Annotated in this window: 18 protein-coding genes; 6 read left to right on the plus strand and 12 right to left on the minus strand. The window is 69.3% G+C overall.

The features are described from left to right. Positions 1 to 7: 7 nt before the first annotated feature. From OO71_RS01105 to OO71_RS01135, 7 genes are all read right to left on the minus strand, one after another. A complete protein-coding gene (locus OO71_RS01105) occupies positions 8 to 1117 on the minus strand; it encodes an acyl-CoA dehydrogenase family protein (protein ID WP_033287655.1) in 1110 nt (369 codons plus the stop codon). After that, entirely contained in the window at positions 1114 to 2271 is a 1158-nt protein-coding gene (locus OO71_RS01110; protein WP_033287656.1) for an acyl-CoA dehydrogenase family protein, read from the minus strand. The genes OO71_RS01105 and OO71_RS01110 overlap by 4 nt, the downstream gene beginning before the upstream one ends. Next, positions 2271 to 3167, minus strand: a complete 897-nt coding sequence (locus OO71_RS01115; RefSeq protein ID WP_033287657.1) for an enoyl-CoA hydratase-related protein — start codon at positions 3165 to 3167, stop codon at positions 2271 to 2273. Before OO71_RS01115 ends, OO71_RS01110 begins: the two co-directional genes overlap by 1 nt. Continuing rightward, positions 3164 to 4876: a class I adenylate-forming enzyme family protein gene (locus OO71_RS01120; protein ID WP_033287658.1), complete on the minus strand. Its 1713-nt coding sequence runs from the start codon at positions 4874 to 4876 to the stop codon at positions 3164 to 3166. Before OO71_RS01120 ends, OO71_RS01115 begins: the two co-directional genes overlap by 4 nt. Next, positions 4830 to 7262: a CaiB/BaiF CoA transferase family protein gene (locus tag OO71_RS01125; protein WP_211260415.1), complete on the minus strand. Its 2433-nt coding sequence runs from the start codon at positions 7260 to 7262 to the stop codon at positions 4830 to 4832. The genes OO71_RS01120 and OO71_RS01125 overlap by 47 nt, the downstream gene beginning before the upstream one ends. A gap of 127 nt (positions 7263 to 7389) precedes the next feature. Continuing rightward, complete coding sequence (locus OO71_RS01130; RefSeq protein WP_033287659.1) at positions 7390 to 8688, minus strand: LLM class flavin-dependent oxidoreductase; 1299 nt, start codon at positions 8686 to 8688, stop codon at positions 7390 to 7392. Between the two features lie 8 nt (positions 8689 to 8696). Next, entirely contained in the window at positions 8697 to 9548 is an 852-nt protein-coding gene (locus tag OO71_RS01135; protein WP_033287660.1) for an SMP-30/gluconolactonase/LRE family protein, read from the minus strand. A gap of 106 nt (positions 9549 to 9654) precedes the next feature. Here OO71_RS01135 and OO71_RS01140 point away from each other — a divergent pair, with 106 nt between their 5' ends. Both OO71_RS01140 and OO71_RS01145 read left to right on the plus strand, forming a co-directional pair. Continuing rightward, positions 9655 to 10572 carry a TIGR03619 family F420-dependent LLM class oxidoreductase gene (locus OO71_RS01140; protein WP_033287661.1) on the plus strand — a complete coding sequence of 306 codons (918 nt, stop codon included), beginning with the start codon at positions 9655 to 9657 and terminating at the stop codon, positions 10570 to 10572. Positions 10573 to 10607: 35 nt separating this feature from the next. Next, on the plus strand, positions 10608 to 11141 hold the full coding sequence (locus OO71_RS01145) for a flavin reductase family protein (RefSeq protein ID WP_033287662.1): 534 nt from the start codon (positions 10608 to 10610) through the stop codon (positions 11139 to 11141). A gap of 370 nt (positions 11142 to 11511) precedes the next feature. Here OO71_RS01145 and OO71_RS01150 read toward each other — a convergent pair whose 3' ends face one another. The 5 genes from OO71_RS01150 to OO71_RS01175 form a co-directional block, all read right to left on the minus strand. Then, positions 11512 to 12651, minus strand: coding sequence for an LLM class flavin-dependent oxidoreductase (locus tag OO71_RS01150; protein WP_033287663.1), 1140 nt, complete (start codon positions 12649 to 12651; stop codon positions 11512 to 11514). 103 nt (positions 12652 to 12754) lie between these two features. Next, positions 12755 to 13477 (minus strand): ABC transporter ATP-binding protein, encoded by a 723-nt coding sequence (locus OO71_RS01155; protein ID WP_033287664.1) that lies wholly within the window; start codon positions 13475 to 13477, stop codon positions 12755 to 12757. Then, positions 13474 to 16182, minus strand: coding sequence for a branched-chain amino acid ABC transporter permease/ATP-binding protein (locus OO71_RS01160; protein ID WP_051790878.1), 2709 nt, complete (start codon positions 16180 to 16182; stop codon positions 13474 to 13476). Before OO71_RS01160 ends, OO71_RS01155 begins: the two co-directional genes overlap by 4 nt. A gap of 37 nt (positions 16183 to 16219) precedes the next feature. Next, positions 16220 to 17434: an ABC transporter substrate-binding protein gene (locus OO71_RS01165; RefSeq protein ID WP_084144628.1), complete on the minus strand. Its 1215-nt coding sequence runs from the start codon at positions 17432 to 17434 to the stop codon at positions 16220 to 16222. 954 nt (positions 17435 to 18388) lie between these two features. Beyond that, on the minus strand, positions 18389 to 19276 hold the full coding sequence (locus tag OO71_RS01175; protein ID WP_063739984.1) for a LysR family transcriptional regulator: 888 nt from the start codon (positions 19274 to 19276) through the stop codon (positions 18389 to 18391). Between the two features lie 105 nt (positions 19277 to 19381). Between OO71_RS01175 and OO71_RS01180 the strand changes: the two genes are divergently transcribed. The 4 genes from OO71_RS01180 to OO71_RS01195 are packed head-to-tail and all read left to right on the plus strand — an operon-like array spanning position 19382 to position 24277. Continuing rightward, positions 19382 to 21601: a CehA/McbA family metallohydrolase domain-containing protein gene (locus tag OO71_RS01180; protein WP_033287667.1), complete on the plus strand. Its 2220-nt coding sequence runs from the start codon at positions 19382 to 19384 to the stop codon at positions 21599 to 21601. Next, positions 21598 to 22644, plus strand: a complete 1047-nt coding sequence (locus OO71_RS01185) for an ABC transporter substrate-binding protein (protein ID WP_033287668.1) — start codon at positions 21598 to 21600, stop codon at positions 22642 to 22644. The genes OO71_RS01180 and OO71_RS01185 overlap by 4 nt, the downstream gene beginning before the upstream one ends. Next, positions 22641 to 23453 (plus strand): ABC transporter ATP-binding protein, encoded by an 813-nt coding sequence (locus OO71_RS01190; RefSeq protein WP_063739985.1) that lies wholly within the window; start codon positions 22641 to 22643, stop codon positions 23451 to 23453. Before OO71_RS01185 ends, OO71_RS01190 begins: the two co-directional genes overlap by 4 nt. Continuing rightward, a complete protein-coding gene (locus OO71_RS01195) occupies positions 23450 to 24277 on the plus strand; it encodes an ABC transporter permease (RefSeq protein WP_084144629.1) in 828 nt (275 codons plus the stop codon). The genes OO71_RS01190 and OO71_RS01195 overlap by 4 nt, the downstream gene beginning before the upstream one ends. Positions 24278 to 24279: the final 2 nt, after the last annotated feature.

Consider the following 24279-nt stretch of genomic DNA (forward strand, 5'->3'; position numbering starts at 1 on the left):
CGGGAGGTCAGATCCCGAGCGCGCGACCGACCAGGTCCCGATGATAATGCGGGCTCCCCAGCAAAAACTCACTGCTCTTCGCCCTCTTGAAATACAAATGCGCCGAATGCTCCCAGGTAAATCCGATCCCCCCATGCAACTGGATCGCCGCCGCAGCCGACCGGTAATACACCTGCGAGCAGAACGCCTTCGCGACGCTCGCCGTCAGTTCCACGTCCGGGTCCCGTTCCGCAACCGCGCGCGCAGCGTCGTAGGCGGCGGACTTCGCGGCCTCAATATCGACCAGCACATCGGCCAGCCGGTGCTGCACCGCCTGGAAAGACCCGATCGCCCGGCCGAACTGGTGGCGCAGCTTCGCGTACTCGACGGTCATCTCCAGCACGTGTTGCGCACCACCGACCTGCTCGGCCGCCAGCGCGACCGCGGCGAACCGCAGCGCGCGGCGTAGACCTGGCGCAGCCTCCCCGCTCACGCCGATCAACAGGGCCGGGGTTTCGTCGAAGCGGACCCGCGAGAGCTTGCGCGTCAGGTCCATCGTGAGCTCGACCTCCACCGAACAACCCGGTGCACCGCGCTCAACAGCGAACAACGAGATACCATCAGCGCTGCGCCCGGCAACCAGGATGAGATCACTGACGTGCGCATCGACCACGAATCGCTTCGCGCCGGTCAGCGTCCATCGGTCAGCACGCTGGTCCGCGAATAGTTCGCTCTCCGACGCGTCCCAGCCGCCGTGCTCCTCGCTCACCGCCAGGGTGGCGAGCAGGTCTCCGCTGGCGATCGCGGGCAGATACCGGCCCATCGCGTCGCGGTCGCCGCTTTCGAGAAGCGCATTCGCGGCCAGCGCGATGGTGGCGAAGAACGGCGACGCGACCAGCGCTGCGCCCATCTCCTCGAACACGATGCACAGTTCCTCGTACCCGAAGCCGATGCCGCCGTACTCCTCCGGGATCGCCAGCCCGGGGAGCCCGAGCTGCCCGGCCATGATCGACCAGACGGCGGGGTCGTACCCGCGCTCGTCGTCCATCAGGCGGCGAAGGTCGGCCTCGGTGCAGTGGCGGCCGAGGAACGTGCGCAAGGTGCGCCGCAGTTCGGCGCGTTCGTCGTTCGTGCTCACCGGTTCGTCCTTGGTGGGTGGGAAGCTCGGGGCAGGCCCAGGGTGCGTTCGGCAAGGATGGTCCGCAGGATCTCCGACGTGCCGCCCTCGATCGTGGTGGCGCGCGACCGGAGAAAACGGCGCCGGACATCGTGTTCGACCCGTCCGGCGAAGGTTTCCTCGGAATACGCTGTCATGGCGTAGGAGTCGTACAGCATGCTCTCGTCCCCGAGCAGATCCAGGCAGAGTTCGTAGGCTTCCTGGATCAGGTGCGTGTAGGCCAGCTTGCCGGTGGAACCCTCCGGACCCGGCGTGCCCGCGGCGAGGTTGGCGGCCGCCCGTGCGGTGCCGAGCCGCTGCACCCGGGCCCTGATCCACAGGTCGATCATCCGGGTCCGCAGTTCGGGATCGGGCACCGCGCGCTGCCGGTACAGGTCGAGCGCCTCGTCGACCGGCCCCTTTTCCGGGCGTTCGCGGTTGAACAGGACCCGCTCGTTCATGAGCGTCGCGAGCGCGACCTGCCAGCCCGCCGAGACCGGGCCGATCCGCGCCGAATCCGGAATGCGGACGTCGGTCAGGTACACCTCGTTGAACTCCGCCTCGCCGGTCATCTGCCGCAACGGGCGCACGTCCACCCCCGGCGACCGCATGTCGACCAGGAAGTAGGTCAGCCCGTGGTGTTTCGGCGCGTCCGGATCGGTACGGGCGAGCAGCATGCCGACCGCGGAGATGTTCGCCATCGAGCTCCACACCTTCTGCCCGTTGACCACCCATTCGTCACCGGACCGCACCGCGCGGGTCGTCACCGAGGCGAGGTCCGATCCGGCGCCGGGTTCGGAGAACAGCTGGCACCACCGCTCGTCGCCGGTGAAGATCGGCCGGAGAAAGCGTTCCTGCTGCTCGCGGGTCCCGTAGGCGAGCAGAACGGCTGCCCCCATCGAGTACCCGAGGCGGTTGGCCGAAGCACCGTCGGGCGCGCCCGCCGCGGCCAGCCGCGTGTCCACCTCGCGCTGCAGGGCGCGGGCCATCCCCAGCCCGCCCAGGCCCTCCGGGAAGTGCACCCACGCCAATCCGGCCTCGTACTGGGCGGTCAGGAACGCGTGCCGTCCCGTAGTGCCCGGCGGGTGGGTCCGGAGCAGGTCCTCGGTCCGGTCGGCGACGAGCTTGGCGGTCATCAGGCGAACCCTTCCTTGCGGAAGGCCCCGTCCCGCCATTCGAGCGCGCTCGGCAGACCGCCCTGTTCGAGCTGTTCCCGGAACGCACTCGCGCCAGGGCGCACGTTCCCGCTGAACGAACGCCACGACCACGACTGGTCCAGATGGGTCTTCATCCCCTGGATCTCGTAAGCCTGGTTGACGCAGTGCTTGTTGGCCGCCAGCAACGCCGGCGCGATGGACGAGATCGCCCGCAGCTCGCGTCCGGTCTCCGCCTCGAGCCGGTCGGCCGGGAACGACTTCACCACCCAGCCGAGGCGCGCGGCTTCCGCACCGGTCACCGAATTCCCGGTGAGCTGCAGGTACTTCGCGTGCGCCATGCTCATCTTCCACGGGAAATACGGGACGTCCGGGGTGCTCATGCCGCGGACCGGCGGGTACCCGATCCGGGCGTCGTCGGCGACGAACACGATGTCGCACATCGACATGAGCTCGGTGCCCCCGGCCACGCAGTGCCCGTGCACCATCGCCACCACGGGTTTGAGGAGATTCCAGATCGTGTACCAGTCACGCACGCAGCTGCGGGCCCACTGATCGGTCCAGCCGTTGAACTCGGCAGCGTTGACCCACCCCTCGGGCCGGACGCCGTCGTCGCGGTAGTAGTGCGCACCCGACCGCGCGCCGGTGTCCGTTTTCGGGGCGGTGGTCAGGTCGTACCCGGCGCTGAAGGACGGCCCGTTCCCGCGGATCAGGATGACCGTGACGGCGTCGTCCTCCTCCGCGCTGCGCAACGCCTGGATGATTTCCCGACGCATCAGGTAGCTGATGCGGTTGCGCTTCTCGGGGACATCGAGCGTGATCGTGGCGACCCGGTGGGCGACCGAGTACTGAATTTCCTGGTAGGTCGGCTCGGTCATGTCGGCGTTCCTGTCTCTTTCGGATGAATGCGGCGGAGTTCGCGCTTGAGTACCTTGCCCGCGGCATTCCGCGGCAGCGGACCGGTCTGCAGCGCGATCGTGGTCGGAACCTTGAACCGCGCCAGCCGGTTTCCGGCGTACTCGCGCAGTTCGGCTGCGGTCACCGCGCGGCCGGGCCGGACCCGGACGACCGCCGCGACCTCCTCCCCCCACAACTCGTGCGGAATCCCGAAAACGGCACTCTCCTCGATCGCGGGATGCCCGCTCAAGGCCTCCTCGACCTCGGTGCAGTACACGTTCTCCCCACCGCGGATGACGATGTCCTTGATCCGGTCCACGATCGAAAGAAAACCTTCGCTGTCGCGCTTCACGAGGTCGCCGGTCTTCAGCCACCCGTCATCGGTGAAGGCGTCGCCGGATCGGTTCCAGTACCCGCGCGCGAGGCTGGCGCCCCGGAACCACGCTTCCCCCACCTCATTCGTGGCGGCCTCACGTCCATCCGCGGTAACCACGCGTACCTGCGAAGCCGGCAGCGGGCGGCCGACCGACAGCGGACGCCCGAAGTAGTCCCGCGAGCCGATCATCACCATCGGGCCGCAGGTCTCGGTCATCCCGTACCCGGTGCCCACGGCCGTGGGCACCTCGGTGCGGATCCGGTCGATCAGGGCCGCCGTCGACTGCGCTCCGCCCGTGCTGAGGGTGCGCAGGGACGGCGGAACGGTTGCGCGGCGTTCGATCTCGTCGAGCAGCTGCCGCATGACCGTCGGCACCGCGATCAGCCCGTCGACCCGCTCCCGCTCGATCAGCTCGACTGCCCGCGCCGCATTCCACTTGTACATCAGCACGAGCTGGGCTCCCGTCACCGCTGCCCCGATCACCTTCGGCAGGTAGGAAACGTGGAACAGCGGGCCCGGGATGAGCGTCACCGGCCGCGCGGGTGGCTTCACGGGCTGCTCACCTCGCCACTCCGCCATCCGCGCTTCGACGACGCCGTGCACCCGCACGTTGACCAGATTCGTGAGGTGCGCGCGATGGGACGCGACCGCGCCCTTGGGACTGCCGGTGGTCCCCGAGGTGTACAGGATCGTCACGTCGTCGTCCGGATCGAGCGGGACCGACGCCGGGTCGAACTCCGGGCAATCGTGGTCGAGCAGAGCGGTCCAGGCGACATCGCCCCGCGTGGCCGTCCCGGGCCGGACCTCGACGACGTACTGCAATGCAGGCAGGTCCGCCCGGCGGGGCAGGATGCTCTCGGTGCGCTCGCGGTCGGCGATGAGCACCTTGGCCGCGCAGTCGGCGAGCACGTGCCCGAGTTCCTCGCCGGACCACCAGGAGTTGAGGGGAACGCAGATCGCGCCGATACTGGCCGCCGCGGTGAAGGCGATGATCCACTCGGGATAGTTGCGCATCGCGATGGCGACGCGATCGCCTTTGCCGACGCCGAAACCGTGGTGAAGCGCGGCGGCGCACGCGGCGACCGCCCGCGTGAGCTCCGCCCAGGTGTACTGCTCGTCCTCGTACGTGATCGCGGGCCGGTCGCCCCAGCGGTCCCCGAGCGCGAACACTTCCCGCAGGCTGCCCGGCGCCGCGTCGTACACCGGCAGCTCGATCCCGCGGACTTCGATCGTCCGCAAGGCGAATTCGCCGCCCGGACCGGTCAGCTCACGCACGATCTCCGCTCGCCGCGTGGTTTCGCCGCTCTGCGTCACTGGTCACCTCATCCCAGTTCGCCGGGTCGTGGGCGGCCAGCTCCGCGAGCCCGGCCGTGTCCTCTTGCAGGACCCCCTGTCCGAGCAGGGCGTCGATCTCGGTTCCGGTCAGCTGCAGCAGGTCGCGGGCGATCTCCCGGGTGTGCTGGCCGAGTACCGGCGCCGGGGTCACCGAGATCCGGGGCAACCGCCGGAACAAGGCCGGTGCCCCCTCGCTCGGCATGGGATCGCGGACCAGCGGATGCCGTTCGACCCGGAAGGTCCCGCGGGCCACGAGCTGCGGGAGGCCGAGCAGATCCTCGGCACGGATCATCTTCGCGGCCGGTACCCCTGCTGCCTGCAGAACGGCCATCGCGGTATCAGGGTCCGTTTCGGCCAGCCATGCGCGCACCGCGTTTTCACCACCCGCCTCTGTCGCCTGTTCGAGTGCGATCTGCTGGTCAGGTGTCCGGACATCGACCACCACCCATTCGTCGTCACCCCGCGCGGCGAACACGCCACGGACGAACGGACCGTTTCCCTTGGAGCGCAAGAGCTTTTCACCCGACCCCGCCGCAGCGAAGAGGTGCGAATGTTGCCACAGCGAGACCTCGGTCTGGGCCACGTGGACGCTTCCGCCCAGCCCGGTGCGCCGCCGTGCGATGAGCCGCGCGAGGACCGAAATCGCGACCACACGTGCGGCAGCGTGATCGGGATAGGAAGTGACGTCGTCGCAGAACCGCGACGGGTCGTCGGGGTAACGCCAGAGGTGCGAAACCCCGACCGCCGCGCGCACGATCGGCCCGTAACCCGGATTCTGCGCCCAGGGACCGGTATGCCCGAATGCACTGGACTCGACGACGACGATACCCGGGTTGAGTTCACGCACCTGTTCGTAGGTGAGGCCCAGCTTGCCGAGCGTGCCCGGTTTGAAGTTCGAGAGAATGACGTCGGCATTCTTGACCAGCCTGCGGATGAGCTCAGCCCCGGTACCGGACTTCACGTCGATCCCGATACTGCGCTTGTTCCGGTTGCCCCAGGCGAAAAGCACGTTGATGGTGGAGCCGTCGAGCGACTGCCGCGACCCGTCCGGAATCGCTTTGTTCTCGACCTTGATGACGTCGGCGCCCAGGTCGGCCAGCAGCCGCCCGGCTTCACCGCCCGCCACGATCACCCCGAAGTCGAGCACGCGGACCCCCGCCAGCGGGAGTGGTGCCGAGGCCGGGACGGACCCGAGCGCGGTGCCGCTCTCGTGCCGATCCGGTGCCGGAGAAGAGAATTCGGAGAGTACCTCCTCGGTGTGCGCGCCGAGAGCCGGTGCGCACGTCCGGATGCCCGCACGCCGCTCGTCGAGTTCCACCACGCCGTCGGGGCAGGTCAGTTCACCCTGTCCGATCGTGCGCCGCACGAAGAATCCGCGAGCCGCGAAATGCGGCTCGGCCAGTACTTCGGGCGGAGTCAGGACCGACGCAGCCGGTACCCCGAAGCGAGCCGCTTCGGTGATCACCTGCTCGCGCGGGAGGTTTCCGACCAGCGCGGCGATCGCTTGCCGCAGCGGCTCGAAGTGGTCGTACCGGTGTGCCAGCAAGGACCAAGCCGGGTCGGCGAAGGCGGGCGGCTTGCCGAGCCATGCGTACATCCCGGCCCACTGCCGCGGGCTCAGCACGGCGATCCGGACCCATCCGTCAGCGGCTTCGTAGTACGGGTACCGGAACGAGTAGTCCACCCGGCCCCGGGGCCCGCCCGCAGTGGGCAGCCCGCCCGCCGCCGAACCGGCCATCCCGTACGGCGGGTCCGACACCTGCACGACTGCCTCCAGCACGGCGACGTCGACGAGATCGCCGTGCCCGTGGACCAACCGCTGCGCGTACCCGACGAGGGTGGCCCAGGCCGCCTGGACCGCCGCGTTCTGCAGGGCGATGTCCATCGGCGGTACCAGCGGTTCCCGCCCGGGCGCGCCGGACCGCGAAAGCCCCGTGCCGAGCGCCGAATGCACCCATTCCGACCCGGTCCAGTCCCGCCACGGGCCGGTGAGGCCGAAATGCGTGAACGCCGTGACCACCAGGTGCGGGAAACGCTCCGGCAGCGCACCCAGGTCCAGCCCGGCCGCGGCCAGCTCGCCGGGTTCGAGGGAGCAGAACAGGATGTCCACTTGGGACAGCAGCCGGTCGAACGTGTCCCGCTCGGCGGGCGTCTTGAGATCGAGCAGCACCGACCGTTTGTTCGCGTTGAACGTCTCGTGGCAGGTGTGCAGATCCCCCGACCGGCGGGCCGGGGAACCCGCCGGGTCCTCCACCAGCACGACATCCGCGCCCAGATCGGCAAGGCACCGCGTGGCGAGTTCGCCTTTGCCTCCCCCGAGTTCCAGGACGCGGACGCCCTGCAGGGGCAGTGAACACCCGGCCACCGGCATTCCCTCCTCACCACTCGGGGTTACACGTTTAATTCGATTGCGTATCGCCACGCTACCCGGGTCTGCAGATGGCCGTCCATCGCAAGCAACAGAACCTGCCCATGTCGTCGATTGGCACGTGTCACGCGTCCAGCTCGCGGGCGAGGGCTTTGAGGCGCTGCAGTTCGAGGAGGATTTCCTGCGTTGCCGGGGGCATCTGCGCGATCGTCGGCAACTCGAGGTCCGGCCGGGACAGGCCGTACGCGTCGCACACCGGCACCTCGTCGGCCGCCGGAGCGGAGACCGTGCGCTTTCTCTTCAGCGCCGCCTCGATGTACGGCGCCAGCTCCTCGGCCCTCGCCCGGCGCCGGTCCTCGCACTCGAACCGGGGCAGCACGCGTTCGGCGAACAGGCGCAGAGAGCCGGTCACCTGCTCATGGGTCATCGCACCGGCCGCGTGCAGCAGGATGGTCTGGTCCACTCCGGCGGCGGCGAGCGACTCCAGCCGCACCGCGATGTCCTCGGGCGTCCCGATCGAATGCCCGCCGCGGATCGGGACTTCCCCGCCGAGCGCGGCCTCCACCTGCTCCTTGTTCCGGGAAACGTCCGTGTAGCCGGGGCGGTGCCTGCCGAACACGTAGTAATGGCGGACGGCGTAGGTGAAGAACCCGTGCGCAGCCCGCCCGACCTGCCGCGCGATGTCGGCCGATTCGTGGCAGTAGAACGGTTCGAGGGTCGCGACCGCGGGATTCACCGTATGTCCGATCGGGACACATTCGCGCTTGAATGTCTCGTAGTACTCGGTCACGACCTGCCGCGCCTCGTCGGCGTCGAAGAAGGTGTGGATGAGCGCGCCCACCCCGAGCCGGGCGGCCAGGCGTACCGATGCGTCGTCGGAACAGGCCATCCACAGCGGCGGATGCGGTTTCTGCACCGGCTTCGGCACCACGTTCCGGGCGGGCATCGTGAAGAACCGGCCGCGGTGGCCGGGATACGGCGTCACCGCCATCATGTGCGCGATCTGCTCGGCGGCTTCGAGGGTCATGTCCCGGCGCAGCGCCGGATCGATCCCGAAGCCCTCCAGCTCCATCCGCGACTTGGAGTCGCCGAAGCCGAACTCGATCCGGCCCCCGGACACGAGATCGAGCGCCGCAATGCGTTCGGCCATCCGCGCGGGATGGGTGTAGCCGGGCGGGAGCAGCGCGATCGCATGGCCGAGCCGGATCCGCCGGGTCCGCTGGCTCGCCGCCGCCAGGAACACCTCGGGTGCCGAGGAATGCGAGTACTCCTCGAGAAAATGCTGTTCGACGACCCAGGCATAGGCGAACCCCAGCTCGTCGGCGAGCTGCACCTGGTCGAGCGAGGCCGCGAAGAGGTCGTGCTCCGCGCCGTCGTGCCACGGGCGCGGAAGCTGGTGGGTGAACTGGAGGCCGAAGTCCATGATCGCGCTCAGCCCGCGGCCGGGATGTCGACGCGCACCGTCTCGATCACGGAATCGCTCGTCATCGTGGCGAGGGTCGACGGGTCGGAGGTGACGCTGCAGACGAACAAGGTACGGCCGTCGTCTCCGCCGAGGCACGGCGCGATCGGCATCCGGCCGGGAGTGGGGATCACGGCGGTGACCTCTCCCCCGGCGACCACCCGGCGCACCTCGGCTTGCATCGGTGCGCACACCCAGATGCCGTTCTGCTCGTCGATCGTGATCCCGTCGGGTCCGGCCGGGCTCAGGTCCGCCCAGACCCGCCGCCCGGACAGCGTGCCGTCGGAGGCCACGTCGAACCCGGTGAGCTCCTGGGCCGGTAACGACGCGACGACGTATTGGGTGCCGTCGGGCGAGAGGACGGGGCCGTTGGGCGCATCCATCCGCTCGGCCACGATGCGCGCCGAACCGTCCGGATCGACCCGGATGATGCTGCCCGTCCCGCTCAGCGGCCGCGCGGCGGTGATCTCGTCGGTGCCGCTCGCCCCGACGTACGCCCGCCCTTCGGGGTCCACGACCATGTCGTTGAGCGGGCCCACCGCGAGCCCGGCGAGGTCGGCGTGGGTCACGACCGACCCGTCGGGCTCGACGCGCAGCAGCACCGGCCGCGCCATATCGGCGATCAGCAGGCGCCCGTCGGGGAGGAAGCCGAGCCCCGCGGGCAGATCCCCCTCGCCGAACTGGACTACGACGTCGGCTTGGCCATGGCTGTCCACCGTCATCACCCGGCGGGCGAAGATGTCAGAGAACCACAGCCGTCCGCGGTGCCACCGCGGACACTCGGCGAAGCTGAGACCGGTAAGCAGGGGTTCGAGTGGCATAGGTGGCACCTTTCGCGTCGGGCCGGGAAATCTGTTCCGCTCGGAGCCTTAAACGTATAAGGTACCGCACACGGGAGTCCCCGCGCACGTTCGACGAGGAGCAGCGGTGAAACTTGGCGTTCATTTCTACGTGACGGGATACACGATCGACCCGGTCACGATCGCACGCGCGGTGGAGGAGGCCGGGTTCGAGTCCTTCTGGGTGCCCGAACACGCGGTGCTGCCCACCAATCCGACGACGCCGTTCGCGATGACCGGCGGGGAGACGCCGCGGCTCTACGGCGAGATGGCGGATCCGTTCGTGCTGCTTTCGTTCGTCGCTGCCGCGACGACGGAACTCAAGCTGGGCACCGGCGTGTGCATCATCCCGGAACGGCACCCGCTCCTGCTGGCAAAAATGATCGGCACCCTCGACAATTTCTCCCGCGGCAGGCTGCTGCTGGGTGCCGGGCTCGGCTGGATGCGCGAGGAAATCGAGCTGTTCGGCGTGGACTTCGCGCAACGCTGGTCCTTCACCCGCGAAACGATCGAAGCGCTGAAAGCGTTGTGGGCCAACAACGGGACGGCGGCTTACGAGGGTGACCACGTCAATTTCCCCGAAGTCATCGTCGACCCGCTGCCCGCGCAGAAGCCGCATCCGCCGATCGTTCTCGGCGGGCTGCCGTCGGACCGGCTGTGGAACCGCATTGCCCGCTATGGCGACGGATGGATCGCGATGGGCGCGGGAGTCGACGACGTGCGCGCGGCCCGGCAAGGCCTGACGCGGGCGTGCGAGCAGATCGGGCGGGACCCGTCGGGTATCGAGATTTCGGCCGGAGTGTGGGAACTCGACCCGGCCCTGCGCGAGGCCTACGAGGAGGCGGGGGCGGATCGGCTCATCGCCCTGCTGTACGGCCACCCCGGTGATCCGGTCCCCGCTGACAAGTACTACGAAGCAGCTTTGCAGGCCTGCACGGGGAAACCGCCGACCCCGGCCGAGACGTTGTCCGCACTCGACCGCATTGTCGCCCGGGCCCGGCTGTGAACTCTGCACCCGCTTCGCCACGAAGGAGATCACCGATGAGCGAATTGCCGACCCAGTCCGTCCCGGTCGACGACCAGCTCGTCGCCGACCTCGCACCAGCACAGCTGCGCCACCTTTTCGGCGCCTTCCCGAGCGGCGTCACCGCCCTCGCGGCCCTGGTGGACGGCCAGCCCGTCGGACTGGCGGCGAGCTCGTTCACCTCGGTCTCGCTCGACCCGCCGCTGGTGTCCGTCTGTGTCGCCCACACGTCGACCACGTGGCCCCACCTCGGCACGGCAGCGCACCTCGGACTGAGCGTACTGAGCGACGACCAGAGCGACTTCTGCCGCCAGCTGGCCGCAAAAACGGGCGACCGCTTCGCCGGAGTGCCGTGGTGCGCCACCAGCACCGGCGCAGTCCTGCTCGGCGAGGCGAGCGCGTGGCTGGACTGCACCGTCGAGCAGCTGATCGAAGCCGGTGACCACGACATCGTCCTCCTGCGCGTGCACACCCACCGCGTACACCCGGACCCGGACCGCGCCCCGCTTGTCTTCCACGCCAGCCAGTTCCGCCGCCTCCGGTGCTTGTGACCGCTCCGGTCTCCGGGGATGGGTCCGGTCTCGGGCTCGTCCCCTGGGCCGGATCTGGCAAAAGCTGTGGTGTGTTGTCGGTCGTGTCGCGGTTTCGTTTGCTGCCAGAGGCGCAGCGGCGTTGATCGAGGATTTGCTGCCGGTTCACACTGGCAGACGGGAGCGGCCGTTCTCTGATGCCCGGCGATGGGGGAACCTGGCATCGCCGGACGCGGCCGGACACGCACCCGCCCCGATCGGCTGCGAGGTGACAAAGTCTTTGCCGCGGGCGATCCGCGGGCGCACACCCGAGCGATCATCCCCCAGCCACGGAAAAACGGGCCTGGCCCCGGCAGTCCACCCTGCCGGGGCCAGGTCTGTCTCCGCTAACTCAGCCAGCCGTCCCATCCGTCGCACCAGTCAGCCGGGCGTCGAAAGACTGCAAGCGCGGCAGTACTTCCTGCGCGAACAGCCGCATCGACCGCTCCGCGGTTTCCACCGGCATCGTGCCGAAGCGGAACGTCAGGACGAACTCCGCCGCACCGGTCATCTCCTGGATGTGCAGCAGCTGCCGGTAAACGTCGTCCGGCGTGCCCCATGCCTGCGGGCGCGCGGCCATCTCGATCATCTGCTCATCGGTGATCTTGACCTCGGCGGCCGCCGCGTACTGTTCGTACCCCTTCGTCGCGCGGAATCGTTCGGCGTCGTCGAACTGGTAGTGGTTGGTGCTCGCGTACTGCGCCTCGAGCACGTGCTTCGACATCACCCGCCACGCCTCGTCCGCGTCCTCCAGGCAGGTCGCCCGTACCACCACGGTCGGCTGCTGCGGGACCCAGCCGTTGTCCCGCCGGATCCGGTTGAAGTCGCTCACGTCCTTGCGGTAGTCGGCCCAGCTCTTCTGGTTGGTGAGCAGCATGCCGACCCCGGCGTTGGCCGCCAGCGGAAGGCTCTGCGGGCTGGCCCAGCCGGACTTGATCCCGGCCAGGATGCGCTCCGGGTTGCGCAGTCGCGGCCGCACCGACGTGGGCGGGATGGTGAAATGCTTGCCCTGGTAGGAAAAGAACTCCTCGCTCAGCGCAAGCATGATCACTTCGAGCGTCTCGTCGTAGCGGTCGCGGGCGTCGCCCATCGGGATGCCGAACGTGTCGAACTCGCGTACCGCCGCGCCCCGGCCGACGCCGAGTGTGAGCCGTCGGCCCTGCAGCTGGTTGTCCAGTGCGCTGATCGCGTGCACCACGTGCATCGGGTGGTACCAGGGCAGCACCAGCACCATCGACCCGACGTCGATGCGCTTGGTCCGCCCGGCGATGTGGGACAGATGCTGCAACACGCCACCGGTCATGCCGTACGGCGTGACGTAGTGGTCGACCGCCCAGTACGAGTCGAAGCCGAGTGGCTCGACGAGGTCGGCGAGGTGGAGTTCCTCGTCGTAGATCTGCGCGTCGGGGACCGCGGGAGGCTCGGGACTGCGGGCCTTGAACCGGTCCCAGTCCAGCGTGTTCTGCCAGTTGAAGAAGGCGCCCACCTTCATGACGACGTCCTTTCGAAAGTTCGAGTGTTGCCCGGGCCCGTCGGCCCGATTGCCTATGACGTTTAACCCTGTGCCATGCCACCCCTCCTGAAAACCGGGCCCGCTAGCCCGCGGAATCGGCCCGCGTACCCAGATAGCTGTCGAGCAACGCCTGCTCGTCGAGCTCCCCGGCCGGCCCGGACCACGCGACCTGCCCCTTGGACAGCACGGCAAGCGAGTCGGCCAGTTCGACGATCCGCTGGACGTACTGCTCCACCACGAGCAATCCCACGCCCTGGTCGTTCAGCAGCCGCAACGCGGCGTAGATCTCCTCGATGACCTTCGGTGCCAGGCCCAGCGACAGCTCGTCGGCCAGCACGACGGCCGGACGGCAGAGAAACGCCTTCGCGACGGCCAGCATTTGCTGTTCCCCACCGGAAAGCGTCCCGGCGCGCTGGTGCATCCGGCGGCCGAGAACGGGAAACGCGTCCACCGCGGTCCCGAGGTCCGCCTCCGCGCCCGAGCGCAGGAACATCCTGAGGTTGTCCCGCACGCTGAGCGACCGGAAAATCCCGCGGCCCTCGGGAATCAGGCAGACCCCGGACCGCGCACGCTGGTGTGCGCCGAGCCGGGTCACGTCCGCCGTGCCCAGGCTGACCTCCCCCGCCGCCGGACGCACGAGCGCGGCCGCCACCCGCAGCAACGTCGTCTTGCCGACGCCGTTGGCGCCCAGCAGTCCGACGATCTTGCCCGGCGGAACGGTCAGGCTCACGCCGCGAAGCACCTCGGTCCGCCCGTATCCGGCGTGCACGCCCGCCAGCGCGAGGGCCGCCCGTACGCGGCTCATCGGGCGAACTCCGGGTCACTCGCGGACGTGTCCGGGGGCAGACCGTCCTCCTCGTGCTCGCCGCCGAGGTAGGCCGCCCGGACGAGCTCGCTGGCGCGGACCTCCTCCGGCGTCCCTTCGAAGAGCACCGAACCGAACTCCATCACGTAGATCTTGTCGCACACGTTCATCACCAGGTTCATGTCGTGTTCGACCAGCAGGACGCCGATTCCCCGGTCGCACACGGCTTCCCGCAGCACCCGGCCGAACTCCGCGGTCTCGTGGTGGTCCAGTCCGCTCGACGGTTCGTCCAGCAGCAGCGTGCGGTAGGGACCCACCAGGCACCGGGCGAACTCGACGAGCCGCCGCTGCCCGGTCGACAACGCCCCGACCTGGGCATCGAGCAAGTGGGTCAACCCCACCCGGTCGGCCGTGTCGCGGACGCGCGCATCGATCCGGCGGCGTTGCGCAGGCGTCACCATCAGCTGGCTGAGCACCCCGGCACCGGCCATGGCACCTTCGCACCCGAGCTCGAGGTTTTCCCGTACCGTGCGGGTTTCGAACAGCTCGATGTGCTGGAACGTCCGCCCGATCCCGAGCCGGGCCCGCGCGGGCAGCGCCGTACGCCGGAGCGAACGGCCGCCATAGACGACCCTCCCCCGGTCCGGCCGCACCAGCCCGGAACACACGTTGAGCGCCGAGGTCTTCCCGGCTCCGTTGGGACCGATGAGACCGGTGACCCGGCCAGGATCCACGCGGAAGGAAAGGCGGTCGTTCGCGACGAGCCCGCCGTACCGCACGACCACGCCGCGCACCTCGAGCGCCGCGGCTTCGCTTTCCGGCTCCACCACCGCGACCAGCGGGCGTTCCCGCTTGCGCCGCGGCCGGAACCGCCGGTCGATCCACCGCTGGGCCGCGGCGAGGGAAGGTTGCCCGTTCAGCGCCACGAAGACAACCGAGGCACCGAACAGCAACTGCAGGTACTGCAGCGTGCCCGGAGCGTCCACATAGACCGGTCCGAGCACCAGCGGCACGGCGGCCACCAGGGCGTACCACGGCGCACCACCGACGGAGATCATCAGCACTGCCAACGCCACCAGCGACTGGAACGGATCGAAGTTCGCCCCGGTCACGATTCCCAGCACCCCGCCGCCGAGCGCACCCGAGAGCGCCGCCAGGAACGCCGACAGGCAGAACACGAGCACCAGCGTGACGATCGTGCTCGTCCCCTGGGCACGCAAGGCCAGCGGGGAGTCGGCAATCCCGCCGAGCAGACGGCCCAGCCGCGTCCGGGTCACCAGGATGACCAGCGCCGCACACGCGACGGTGATGCCGAGAACGGTGTAGTAGTACCCCTCCGGCGTCGCCAGCGCAGCAATCCCGGGGAGGGGTATCTGCAGGCCGGAGCCGTCGGCGTGGAACATCAGGTCGGTCTGGAAGAACATGCTCTGCACCAGCAGCCCGAAGCCGAGCGTGGCCAGCGCCAGGTACAGGCCGGAGTGCCGGATCGCGGGGATGGCCAGCACGATTCCCACCGGGACCACGGCAATCCCGGACAACAGCAGCGCCAGCAGCCACGGCACCCCGGCATCGACGGTCAGCCGCGAGAACACCACCGCGCCGATGGCGGCGAACGTGACCTGCGAGAGGGAAACCTGTCCCGACGACCGGACGAGCAATCCCAGTGACAGGAACAGAATCACCTGGGTGAGCATGAGCGTCCACTGGTCGATCGCGTCCGCGGCGTACAGCGGGGCCAGCGCCAGCACTGCCACCACGACGACCGCCAGCAGCAGCTGTGCGCGGTTCGGCGCCCGCCAGGCGAGTGGGCGCCGGTGTACCGCCATTTCCTTCACCGCGAGCCGGGCCCGCGGCGAGAACAGCAGCACCGCGAACAGCACGATGAACGGAAGACTCGGGGGCAGGCCGCCGAGCACTGAACCCGGTGCGCCGCTGTACTTCGTCGCGATCGCCGTCCCGACACCGATCACGAGCCCGCCCGCGTAGGTCAGGGGCAGGCTGGAAAACCCGCCGACGGCCGCCGCGCCGAACGCCTGTACCACGAGCAATGTCAAGACCACCGGGTCGAGGTTGACGCTCGGGGCGAGCAGCAAGCCGGACAGTGTCGCGAAAGCACAGCCGATGACCCAGGCGCTGCGGCGCACCGTGTTGGGGCTGATCCCGGTGGTCGCCAGGGTGTCGGGGTCGTCCACGAGCGCACGCATCGCGATCCCCGTTCTGGTCAACCGGAAGTAGCCCCACAGCCCGATGGTCGCGACGAGCGCGGTGACCGCGACGATCAGCTGCTCCCAGGTGATGTTCGCGCCGGCCACGCGGAAGGTCGAGGTCGGCAGGAAGTGCCCGAACGGGCGGACATTCGGTCCGTGCAGGATCGAGAACAGTGCTTGTACCGACACGAGAATGCCGACCGTGGCCGCGATCCGCCACTTCATCGGCGTCCGCGACAGGCCCCGGCTGAACCTCTCGAAACCGAAGCCGAGTGCCGGGCCCAGCAGGGCGACCGCGACCAAGGCGGCGAGCGGCCATGGCAGCCCGTTCTCGACGTGCAGGGTGTAGAAGACATACGCCGCAGCGGTTCCGAGCGCGCCATGGGCGAAATTGAACGTGCCGGAGGTCTTGTAGGTGAGGACCAGGCCCACCCCGGCCAATGAATACACCGAGCCCGTCGCCAGTCCCACGATGAGGTACGGAAGCAGTTCGTTCACGGGTCAACTCCTCATCCCGGTCGGGGAAACCACGGCGTCAGGACGCCGGCGGGCAGACCGGCTTGGTGCCGAACGGATCGGCGAACTTGCCGTCCTTGATGGACACCACGAAACCGCACGACACGGTCCGGTTCCCGTTGGTGAAAGTCAGCGGAGCGGTGAGGCCGTCGACGGTCTCCCCGGACAGCTTGTCGAGCGCGGCAGCGACGTCCGTGGCAGTGGGCGCGTCGGCGAGCTTGCCCGTCTCGGCCGCGCGCTTGAACAGCTCACCGCTGGCCCACACTGTCGCGCTCGTGTCCGGGTGCCCGGTGTAGGCGTCTGGTGCTTCGGCCTGCATCACGTCACGGAAGGTTTTGAGCGCCGGAAGATCGGCGAAATACGGCGCAGTTTCGGTCAGCCCGACGAACCCGCCGAGATTGCTGTTCGTGAGGAACTTGTTCGACAGCTGGCCTGCGACGTACGCGGGCCGGTAGTTCTGCTGGCCGCAGGAGTCGATGATCGAAAACGTGGTATCCGGTGGGGCGATGGCGAAAACGAGTTCGGCGTGGGCGTCTTTGAGCGCCAGACACGGTGCGGCAAAGCTGGGTGCACTCAGCGAGGTCGACTGCACGACCACCGGGACACCCGCCTTTTCGCCGGACTCCTGCATCGCCTTCGCAGTCTGCCCGCACACCGGTGCCTCGACACACGCCACGACACCGATCGACCGGTACCCGCTTTGCAGTGCAGCCTTCGCGATCAGGCCGGTCGACGTGGCAGCGCTCGGCACACACGGGTAGAAGTTCTTCTCGGTACCGTAGGGCGGCGACGCGGCCGGTGCGCCACAGATCACCGGGATTCCCGCCTGGGCCAGCGGTTTCGCCCACGCGCTCGCGACCAGCGAACCACCCTGGACCAGCGCGATGACCTTGTCCCGCACCAATTCGCCCGCCGCCTGCAGCCCCCCGGCCGGCGTGCTCTTGGAATCCTTGAGGACCAGTTCGAGCTGGTGGCCGTTGATCCCGCCCTGCTGGTTCGTGTGCTTGACCCACGCCTGCAGAACCTGGGCAGTCCCGGCATAAGCGGCAGCCCCCGGCCCGGTCTGGTCGACGATGGCCCCGATCTTCCACGTCGAGCCCCCACCCGAAGCGGCACCACTACTGCCCGAACAGGCAGCGGCAAGGAACAACAACATCACCGCGCCGACGGCAGACAACCTCCGGCGGACGCGCAAGGAAACGGCGGAACCCGCCGAACAGGACACGAGTCTCATGATGACCAGCCTCTTTGCTGGGGGGACATTCGTTGGTGACGCAGACCGTAATCGTTTAAGGCTGGGTGCGCAAGAGGCCGGGGAGAGACCCGCCGAGGGCGATGATGGGGTTGGGGCGGTTACCGGACGGGCGAATGGAGGGCGGGCGGAGCGGTGCTGAGCGGGCGGGCGGAGCGGTGCTGGGCGGACGGCCGAAGAGGCGGCGGGAGCAGTGCTGGGCAGGCGGCTGGAGGAGTGACTGGAGGGGCGGCCGCAGGGGCGGCCGGAGCGGTGCTGGGCAGGCGGCCGAAGAGGCGACCGGAGGGGCAGCCGGAGCAGTGCTGGGCAGGCGGCCGAAGAGGTGGGCTGGAGGGGCGGCGGGAGGAGTGGCGGGAGGAGCCGGATGGGTGGCGGCTAGGGGGCCGGACGGGGGCGGCCGGAGCGATGACTGGTGCGGCGGCTGGCGCAGTGCTGGGCGGGTGGGCCTTAGGTGGCCACGGTTAGTGGCCACGGTTCATGGCCACGGTTCATGGCCACGGTTCATGGCCAGGATCTGTGACGGTGCCGTGAACCGTCGCCTCCCCTGGGCCAGATTCGGGGCCATCGGCCCCCGAATCTCGCCCCCGGCGTCCATCCTCGGGTCCCCGGTCCCGGGTCTCCCACACCGGCCGCATCGCCGGTCCCCGGTCCCGGGTTTCCCGGCTCCGGCCTCCCTCGCCGGTCGCCGGATCTCTCCGGTCTCCGGTCATGCGGCGCTGATGTCGAAATCGTTTAACACGATGCCTGTGGCCTTGACCGCGTCGGAGCGGGAACCGTTGTGCCGCAGCGGCTTCCGGACTGACGTCCGAGCTTCGTATGGCAAGACCGACCGGCACCCAGCCCGCGCGTGGACCATCACACCGCGTGCCTCGTCGACGATCGTGGCTGGGTCCTCGCGCGACGTCCGCCCGCAAGGAGGCACCGCGCGAGTCATCGTCAGCTCGAGAGCCCCTCCGCCCACCGCAGAGCCTCGTCCACCAGTGCGGTCACCGGTGGGCTCGTCGTCTGGTGGTGCACCAGCCACAGCGGGACCCGGACCGGCGGGTCGAGGCCGACCATGTGCGCGCCGGCGGCGGTGGCCAGGCTTCGCCAGGCTTTGGGCAAAAACGACACCCCGATTCCTTCCACCACGAGTGGCAGGATCGCTTCCCGGTGCCCGACCTCCACGGCTGCCTGCAGATCACCCACTTCGACGCTGAACCGGTCGAACAGACCCCGCATCAGGGTGTCCGGTGGCGCCACCACGAAGCGCCGCCCGCGGAGCATCGGGGCGGGGACCCTGCCGGTGCCTGCGAGGTCGGAATCCGGGGGCAGCAACAACATCATCTCGGCGTCCCCGAGCTGGGTCGCCACGAGATCCTTGCCGGTCGGGCGGGCCTCGTGGCCGAGGATGCCCGCATCGCAGCGGCGGGAGAGGACCTGCGTGACCACCTGCCGCGCGTTCTCCGCGCTGACCTCCTCGACCGTGACTCCCGGATGGCGGTGCTGCAAGGACTTGATGATGGGGACGAGCGGTTCGATCGACGGGGCGGACGTCACCGCCACCGAGACCCGTCCGGCGACCCCGCGGACGCCGGCCGCCAGTGACGTCAGTGCCTCGATCTCCCGCAGCACGACGCGGGACCGCGCCGCCATTTCCTCGGCCAGCTCGGTGGGGATCAGGCCCGTGCTGGTGCGGCGGAAGAGCGCCGAACCGCATTCCCGTTCGAGCCGCCGGATGGCTCGCGTGACCGCGGGCTGGGACACCTTCATCGCGGCCGCGGCCCTGGTGACGTTGCGATGCTCCACCAGCGCCACCAGGTAGCTCATCTGATACCGCTCCACGACGCACCTCTCGTAATACCCACCGGTTATGCACAGGCCTACCAAACGGCATTAGACGTTATCCCGGACCGGCTGTCTACTGGGCTCCACTGCAAGGAGGCACGAATGACAAGCAGCGTGGATGCGGCTCGCGCGCTCACCACGAGCCGAGCACAGCCCTGGCCGTCCGGGCAGGTGGGACGGGTCGCGCTCACCCCCGCCGACCCGGTCGTGGCCGGTGGGTTCGCGACGTGGACAGTGCGCTACGAAGTGGGTCCGTACGGGATGGACGACGGTGGCGGGCTGAAACTGCTCTTCCCGATCCCGTCGGACCGGGGAGTCCCCCAGTTCACCCGCCCCTCGGGGCCGGACTACACGACCGTCCGCACTTCGGGCACCGCCCGGGTCCGCGCCCGCTACGCCACCAAACTGCACACCCGGCCGTGGGTGAAAGGCATCGCGGTGGACGTCGAGGACGGTCCGCTCGCTCCCGGCGACATCATCGAGGTCGTCATCGGGGACACCGGCCAAGGCAGCCCCGGCGCGGCGGTCCAGAGCTATCGCGAACCGGCGGCCACGATCAGGGTGATGGTCGACCCGTTCGCGACCAACGTCTACTACGACGTCCCGGGCAGCACCGGGCACCCGGTCGTCGCCGGTCCGGCCACGGCCCTCGTGGCGATCGCGCCTTCCCAAGCCCGCCAAGGGGAATCGGCCGCCGTGTCCGTCCGGGCAATCGACCGTTACGGCAATGTGGCGGCCCAGGTCTCCGGCGCGCTGACGGTCCGTGCCGGCGGTGCGGTGGTCGCCACCGGCACCCTCGTGGACGGCATGACTCGCGTCGAAGTACCGATCTCGGCGAGCGGGGTGCTCCGCCTGCGGGTCGACCATCCCGGCTCGGGGCTGACCACCGAGACCAATCCCCTGGTGGTCGGCCGCGAAATGCCCCTCCGCTGGGGAGACACCCAGGGACAGACCGGGGAAACCGTGGGCTCCGGCTCGCTGGACGACTTCTTCCACTACGCCAAGGATGCGGCCGCGCTGGACTTCGTCACGCACAGCGCGAACGACTTCCAGGTCGAGGACGCCTTCTACGCCGAAGTACTGCGCACCACCGACCGGTTCACCGCCGCTGGGACGTTCGTGGCCTTCGCCGGATTCGAGTGGTCCGGCAACACGCCGGTCGGCGGCGACCACAACGTGCTCTACGCCGACAACCAGCACGCGCCGCTGCTGCGGTCCAGCCGGGCGCTGGTCCAGGACAGCCCGGAGGACGGAACCGACCGCCGCACCATCGGCGACGTCGCGAAAACCCTGCGGCGCGACGGGATCCACGCCATCTGTGTCGCCCACGTCGGCGGCCGCGTCGCGGACCTGGCCCAGATCGACCCCGCGGTCACCCCGGTGCTGGAGATCGTGTCCGTGCACGGCTGGTTCGAGTGGTTCGCACTCGACGCACTCCGGCTGGGCCACCGGGTCGGGTTCGTGGGCGCGAGTGACGACCACTCCGGGCGGCCAGGGGCGAGCTTCCCGAGCCTGCCCCTCTTCGGCGTCCGCAGCGGGCTCGCCGCCGTCCGGGGCGGCGACCTCACCCGGACCGGGATCCTCCGCGCACTCGAACAACGGCACTGCTATGCGACCACCGGAGAACGGATCGTCCTCGACGTCCGCCACGGCGGCCACCGCATGGGCGACGCCTGGGACGCGCCGTCGGACCAGCCGCCGCGGTTCGACGTCACCGTGCACGGCACGAGCGGGATCGAACGGATCGACCTGATGGATGCCGGCGGGGTCGTGGACACCTGGCGGCCTGGCCCGGGTATCCGCGGCGGGCGCCTGCGCGTGTCCTGGCGAGGTGCCCGCAGCCGCTACCGCAACCGGGTCCAGAACTGGGACGGCACCCTGCACGTCCGCGGTGCCCGTATCACGAGCGCCACCGAATGGGCCTTCGACCATCCCGACCACGGCATCGTCAAGCAGGACAACGAAACCGTGTCGTGGCGCAGCTCGACGAACGGGGACCACGACGGCCTGATCCTCACCTTCGACGAGGTACCCGAGGACATCCGTCTCCACGCCGGTGACGTCGACCTGACCGTCCCGATGGCCGAGCTGGGACCGGATCCGGTGGAGTACGCACTCGACGGCGGGGTCGACCGCGCGGTCGAGGTGTGCTGGCTCCCGGAGCCGTCGTCCCCGGCGGACGTCGAAACTGCCCTCACCCCGTCCCGCCATCGCGCGGGCGGCAATGCCTGGCTGGTCCGGGTCACCCAGGAGGACGGGCACCGCGCCTGGAGCAGTCCCCTGTTCGTCGACCTCCGTTCCGCGGATGGGAGTTCCCGATGAACCGACACCGCCGTTTCGCGTTCCGGCTCGCCGCGGGAACGCTCGCCACCGCAGTGCTGGTGTCCGGCTGCACTGCAGGCAGCTCCGGAAAGGACCCGGTCACCCTCTCCGTACAACCCGGGACCGGCGTGAGCACCCTCATCGAAATCGCGGCCCAGCAAGGGTTCTTCACCGACGCCGGCCTCGACGTCGAGCTCACCACCGTCGAGGCCGGGCCCGGCGCGGCGACGGCACTCGCTTCCGGCAGCGTCGACGTGGCCACCAACGCACCCGAGGTGTTCACCCCGATGGTGGACAAGGGCACCGACCTCCAGCTCGTGGCAGGCCAGACCCGCACGGTGGGAATGCTGGCCGCCACGAAGAACGTGATCGGATCGGAGAAATTCCCGGCGTCCGTTCGCGCGTTGAAGGGCAAGAAGGTCGCCGTCACCGCGCTCAGCTCGACGACCCAGCGGCTGGTCGAAATGCTGCTGAAGGCGGCCGGGATGGCGCCGGACTCCGTCGACTTCGTCGCGGCCGGCGCCTCGGTCGACAAGGCGCTGCTGGCCGGCCGGGTCGACGCCGCGCTGGTCACCGGGCCGCAGATCCAGCGGGTCCTGCGCCCCGGGACGGTCCCGGTGGTGGACCTGCGGACCCCGCAATCGTGTCCGGCGGGTGTTTCCCCCTGCGGGATCGCCCAGGTCGGCATGTGGGCCAAAGCGTCGTGGGTGAAGGGGCACGGCGAGCAGGTCACCAAGATCCAGGGAGCGATCGCGCGGGCCGACGCCTGGGTCCACGATCCCGCGAACCGCGCCGCGGCGGTCGGGTTCATCGGCCGCCAGCTCGGGGACGGAGCGCCCGCCGCCGAGCGCGAGGAGTACGCAAGCAGCCAGCTCGACGTCCTCACCTCGGTCTTTCCGCGGAACGACCTCGCCACCTGGCTCCGGTTCGACGCGGACAACGGCATCACCAAGCAGCACCTGGACGTGGCGAAGCTCCTGGCCGACGGCGTCGCGCAGAACGCCGGGGATGTCCGTGCGCAAGTATCGGCAGGCAAGAAATGACGCAATTTCTCAGCCACTCCAAGGAAACTGCCCGGGACACCGCCGGGCAGCCTGCCGTGCACGCGCACGACGTCGGGCTCACCGTGCCCGGCCACGACCTGCCCATTATCAGCGGCGTGTCGCTCGACGTGCGGAAGGGCGAGTTCGTCGCGCTCGTCGGACCCAGCGGGTCCGGCAAGACCACGTTCCTCAACATCGTCGCCGGTCTGCAGGGCTACACCTCGGGTGAGGTGCTGGTGCGCGGCGAACCTCCCCGCCGGGGGCGCCCGGACGCGGCGTACGCGCTGGCGCGGGACGCACTCCTGCCGTGGCGGACCGCGCGCGGCAACGTGGAGCTTGCCCTGCAAGTGCGCGGGATGAAGAAGGCCGAACGCCGTGAGCGGGCCCAAGCGGCGCTGGAGCGCGTCGGGCTCGGCGATGCCGCCGACCGGTACCGATCCCAGCTCTCGCAAGGGATGCGGCAGCGCGTGGCGCTGGCCCGGACCCTGGTGACCGAGCCGTCGTTCCTGCTACTGGACGAACCGTTCGCCGCACTCGACGCGCAGACCCGGCTCTTGATGCAGCAGCACCTCCTGGAGCTCCTCGAACAATTCGACGGCACCATGCTCGTGGTCACCCATGACATCGGCGAAGCCATCACCCTCGCCGACCGCGTGGTCGTCTTCTCCCAGCGCCCCGGGCACGTCATCAAGGAGTACCCGGTCGGTTTCCCCCGCCCTCGCAACGCTGTGGAGCTGCGCGCCGAACCCAGGTTCGGCGAACTGTTCGAAGAGATCTGGTCCGACATTTCCGCGGAGATGAAGCCATGAGTGACGTCAGGACACGAGAGCCCGGCTCGGTGCGCGCCCGCCGGACAGCCGGTTCCGGACGGGTATGGGCGTTGCGGATCGGCCTCGTCGCGGTGTTCGTCGCGGTCTGGCAGGCGGCCGTTTCCTGGGGACTCGTCGACCCGACCTTCGTCGGCACCCCCGGCGGTACGCTGCGCGAGTTCGTGGCCCAGTTCGGCACCTCGACCGTGACCATCCACCTGTACACCACCTTGGTCGAGACGATCGTCGGGTTCGCGCTGGCGGTGACGTCCGGGTTCCTCGTGGGCGTGGTGCTGAGCCGCATCCGTGCGCTGCACCGGGCGGTCTCCCCGCTCATCACCGCCGCCAACAGCCTGCCGCGCGTTGCGCTGGCCCCGCTCTTCATCCTCTGGTTCGGGCTCGGGCCGTCCGGAAAGATCGCGCTGGTCGTCAGCTTCGTCTTCTTCGTCATGCTCACCACGACCATCGCCGGATTCACCCAGCCCAACGCCGACTTCGAACTGCTCGCCGGGAGCCTCGGCGTCTCCTGGCGGCAACAGGTGCTGTGGTTCATGCTTCCCGCGGCGCTGCCGACCCTCCTGGCCGGGCTGGAACTCTCGCTCGTCTACTCCTTCCTCGGGGCGGTGTCCGGTGAGATCATCGGCGGGAAAGCAGGACTCGGGGTCTTGCTGACGACGTACTCCAACGCGTTCGAACTCGACAAGTTCCTGGCGGTCCTGCTGCTGCTCGTGCTCATCTCGACCGCGGCCGTGCAAGCCATGCGCCTGCTCACCGCTCCCCTGGTCCGCTGGCACCAGGCCGAAACCATGAACGCCGAGGCGTAACC

The sequence above is a fragment of the Amycolatopsis jejuensis genome (assembly GCF_000717335.1).
Classification (GTDB): Bacteria; Actinomycetota; Actinomycetes; order Mycobacteriales; family Pseudonocardiaceae; genus Amycolatopsis; species Amycolatopsis jejuensis.

What these genes read in the sequence shown, in the direction of transcription:
- OO71_RS01110 (WP_033287656.1), bottom strand. Translation starts at nt 2,271, where the DNA reads ATGACCGCCAAGCTCGTCGCCGACCGGACCGAGGACCTGCTCCGGACC.
- OO71_RS01115 (WP_033287657.1), bottom strand. Translation starts at nt 3,167, where the DNA reads ATGACCGAGCCGACCTACCAGGAAATTCAGTACTCGGTCGCCCACCGG.
- OO71_RS01130 (WP_033287659.1), bottom strand. Translation starts at nt 8,688, where the DNA reads ATGGACTTCGGCCTCCAGTTCACCCACCAGCTTCCGCGCCCGTGGCAC.
- OO71_RS01135 (WP_033287660.1), bottom strand. Translation starts at nt 9,548, where the DNA reads ATGCCACTCGAACCCCTGCTTACCGGTCTCAGCTTCGCCGAGTGTCCG.
- OO71_RS01145 (WP_033287662.1), top strand. Translation starts at nt 10,608, where the DNA reads ATGAGCGAATTGCCGACCCAGTCCGTCCCGGTCGACGACCAGCTCGTC.
- OO71_RS01150 (WP_033287663.1), bottom strand. Translation starts at nt 12,651, where the DNA reads ATGAAGGTGGGCGCCTTCTTCAACTGGCAGAACACGCTGGACTGGGAC.
- OO71_RS01155 (WP_033287664.1), bottom strand. Translation starts at nt 13,477, where the DNA reads ATGAGCCGCGTACGGGCGGCCCTCGCGCTGGCGGGCGTGCACGCCGGA.
- OO71_RS01165 (WP_084144628.1), bottom strand. Translation starts at nt 17,434, where the DNA reads ATGAGACTCGTGTCCTGTTCGGCGGGTTCCGCCGTTTCCTTGCGCGTC.
- OO71_RS01180 (WP_033287667.1), top strand. Translation starts at nt 19,382, where the DNA reads ATGACAAGCAGCGTGGATGCGGCTCGCGCGCTCACCACGAGCCGAGCA.
- OO71_RS01185 (WP_033287668.1), top strand. Translation starts at nt 21,598, where the DNA reads ATGAACCGACACCGCCGTTTCGCGTTCCGGCTCGCCGCGGGAACGCTC.
- OO71_RS01190 (WP_063739985.1), top strand. Translation starts at nt 22,641, where the DNA reads ATGACGCAATTTCTCAGCCACTCCAAGGAAACTGCCCGGGACACCGCC.
- OO71_RS01195 (WP_084144629.1), top strand. Translation starts at nt 23,450, where the DNA reads ATGAGTGACGTCAGGACACGAGAGCCCGGCTCGGTGCGCGCCCGCCGG.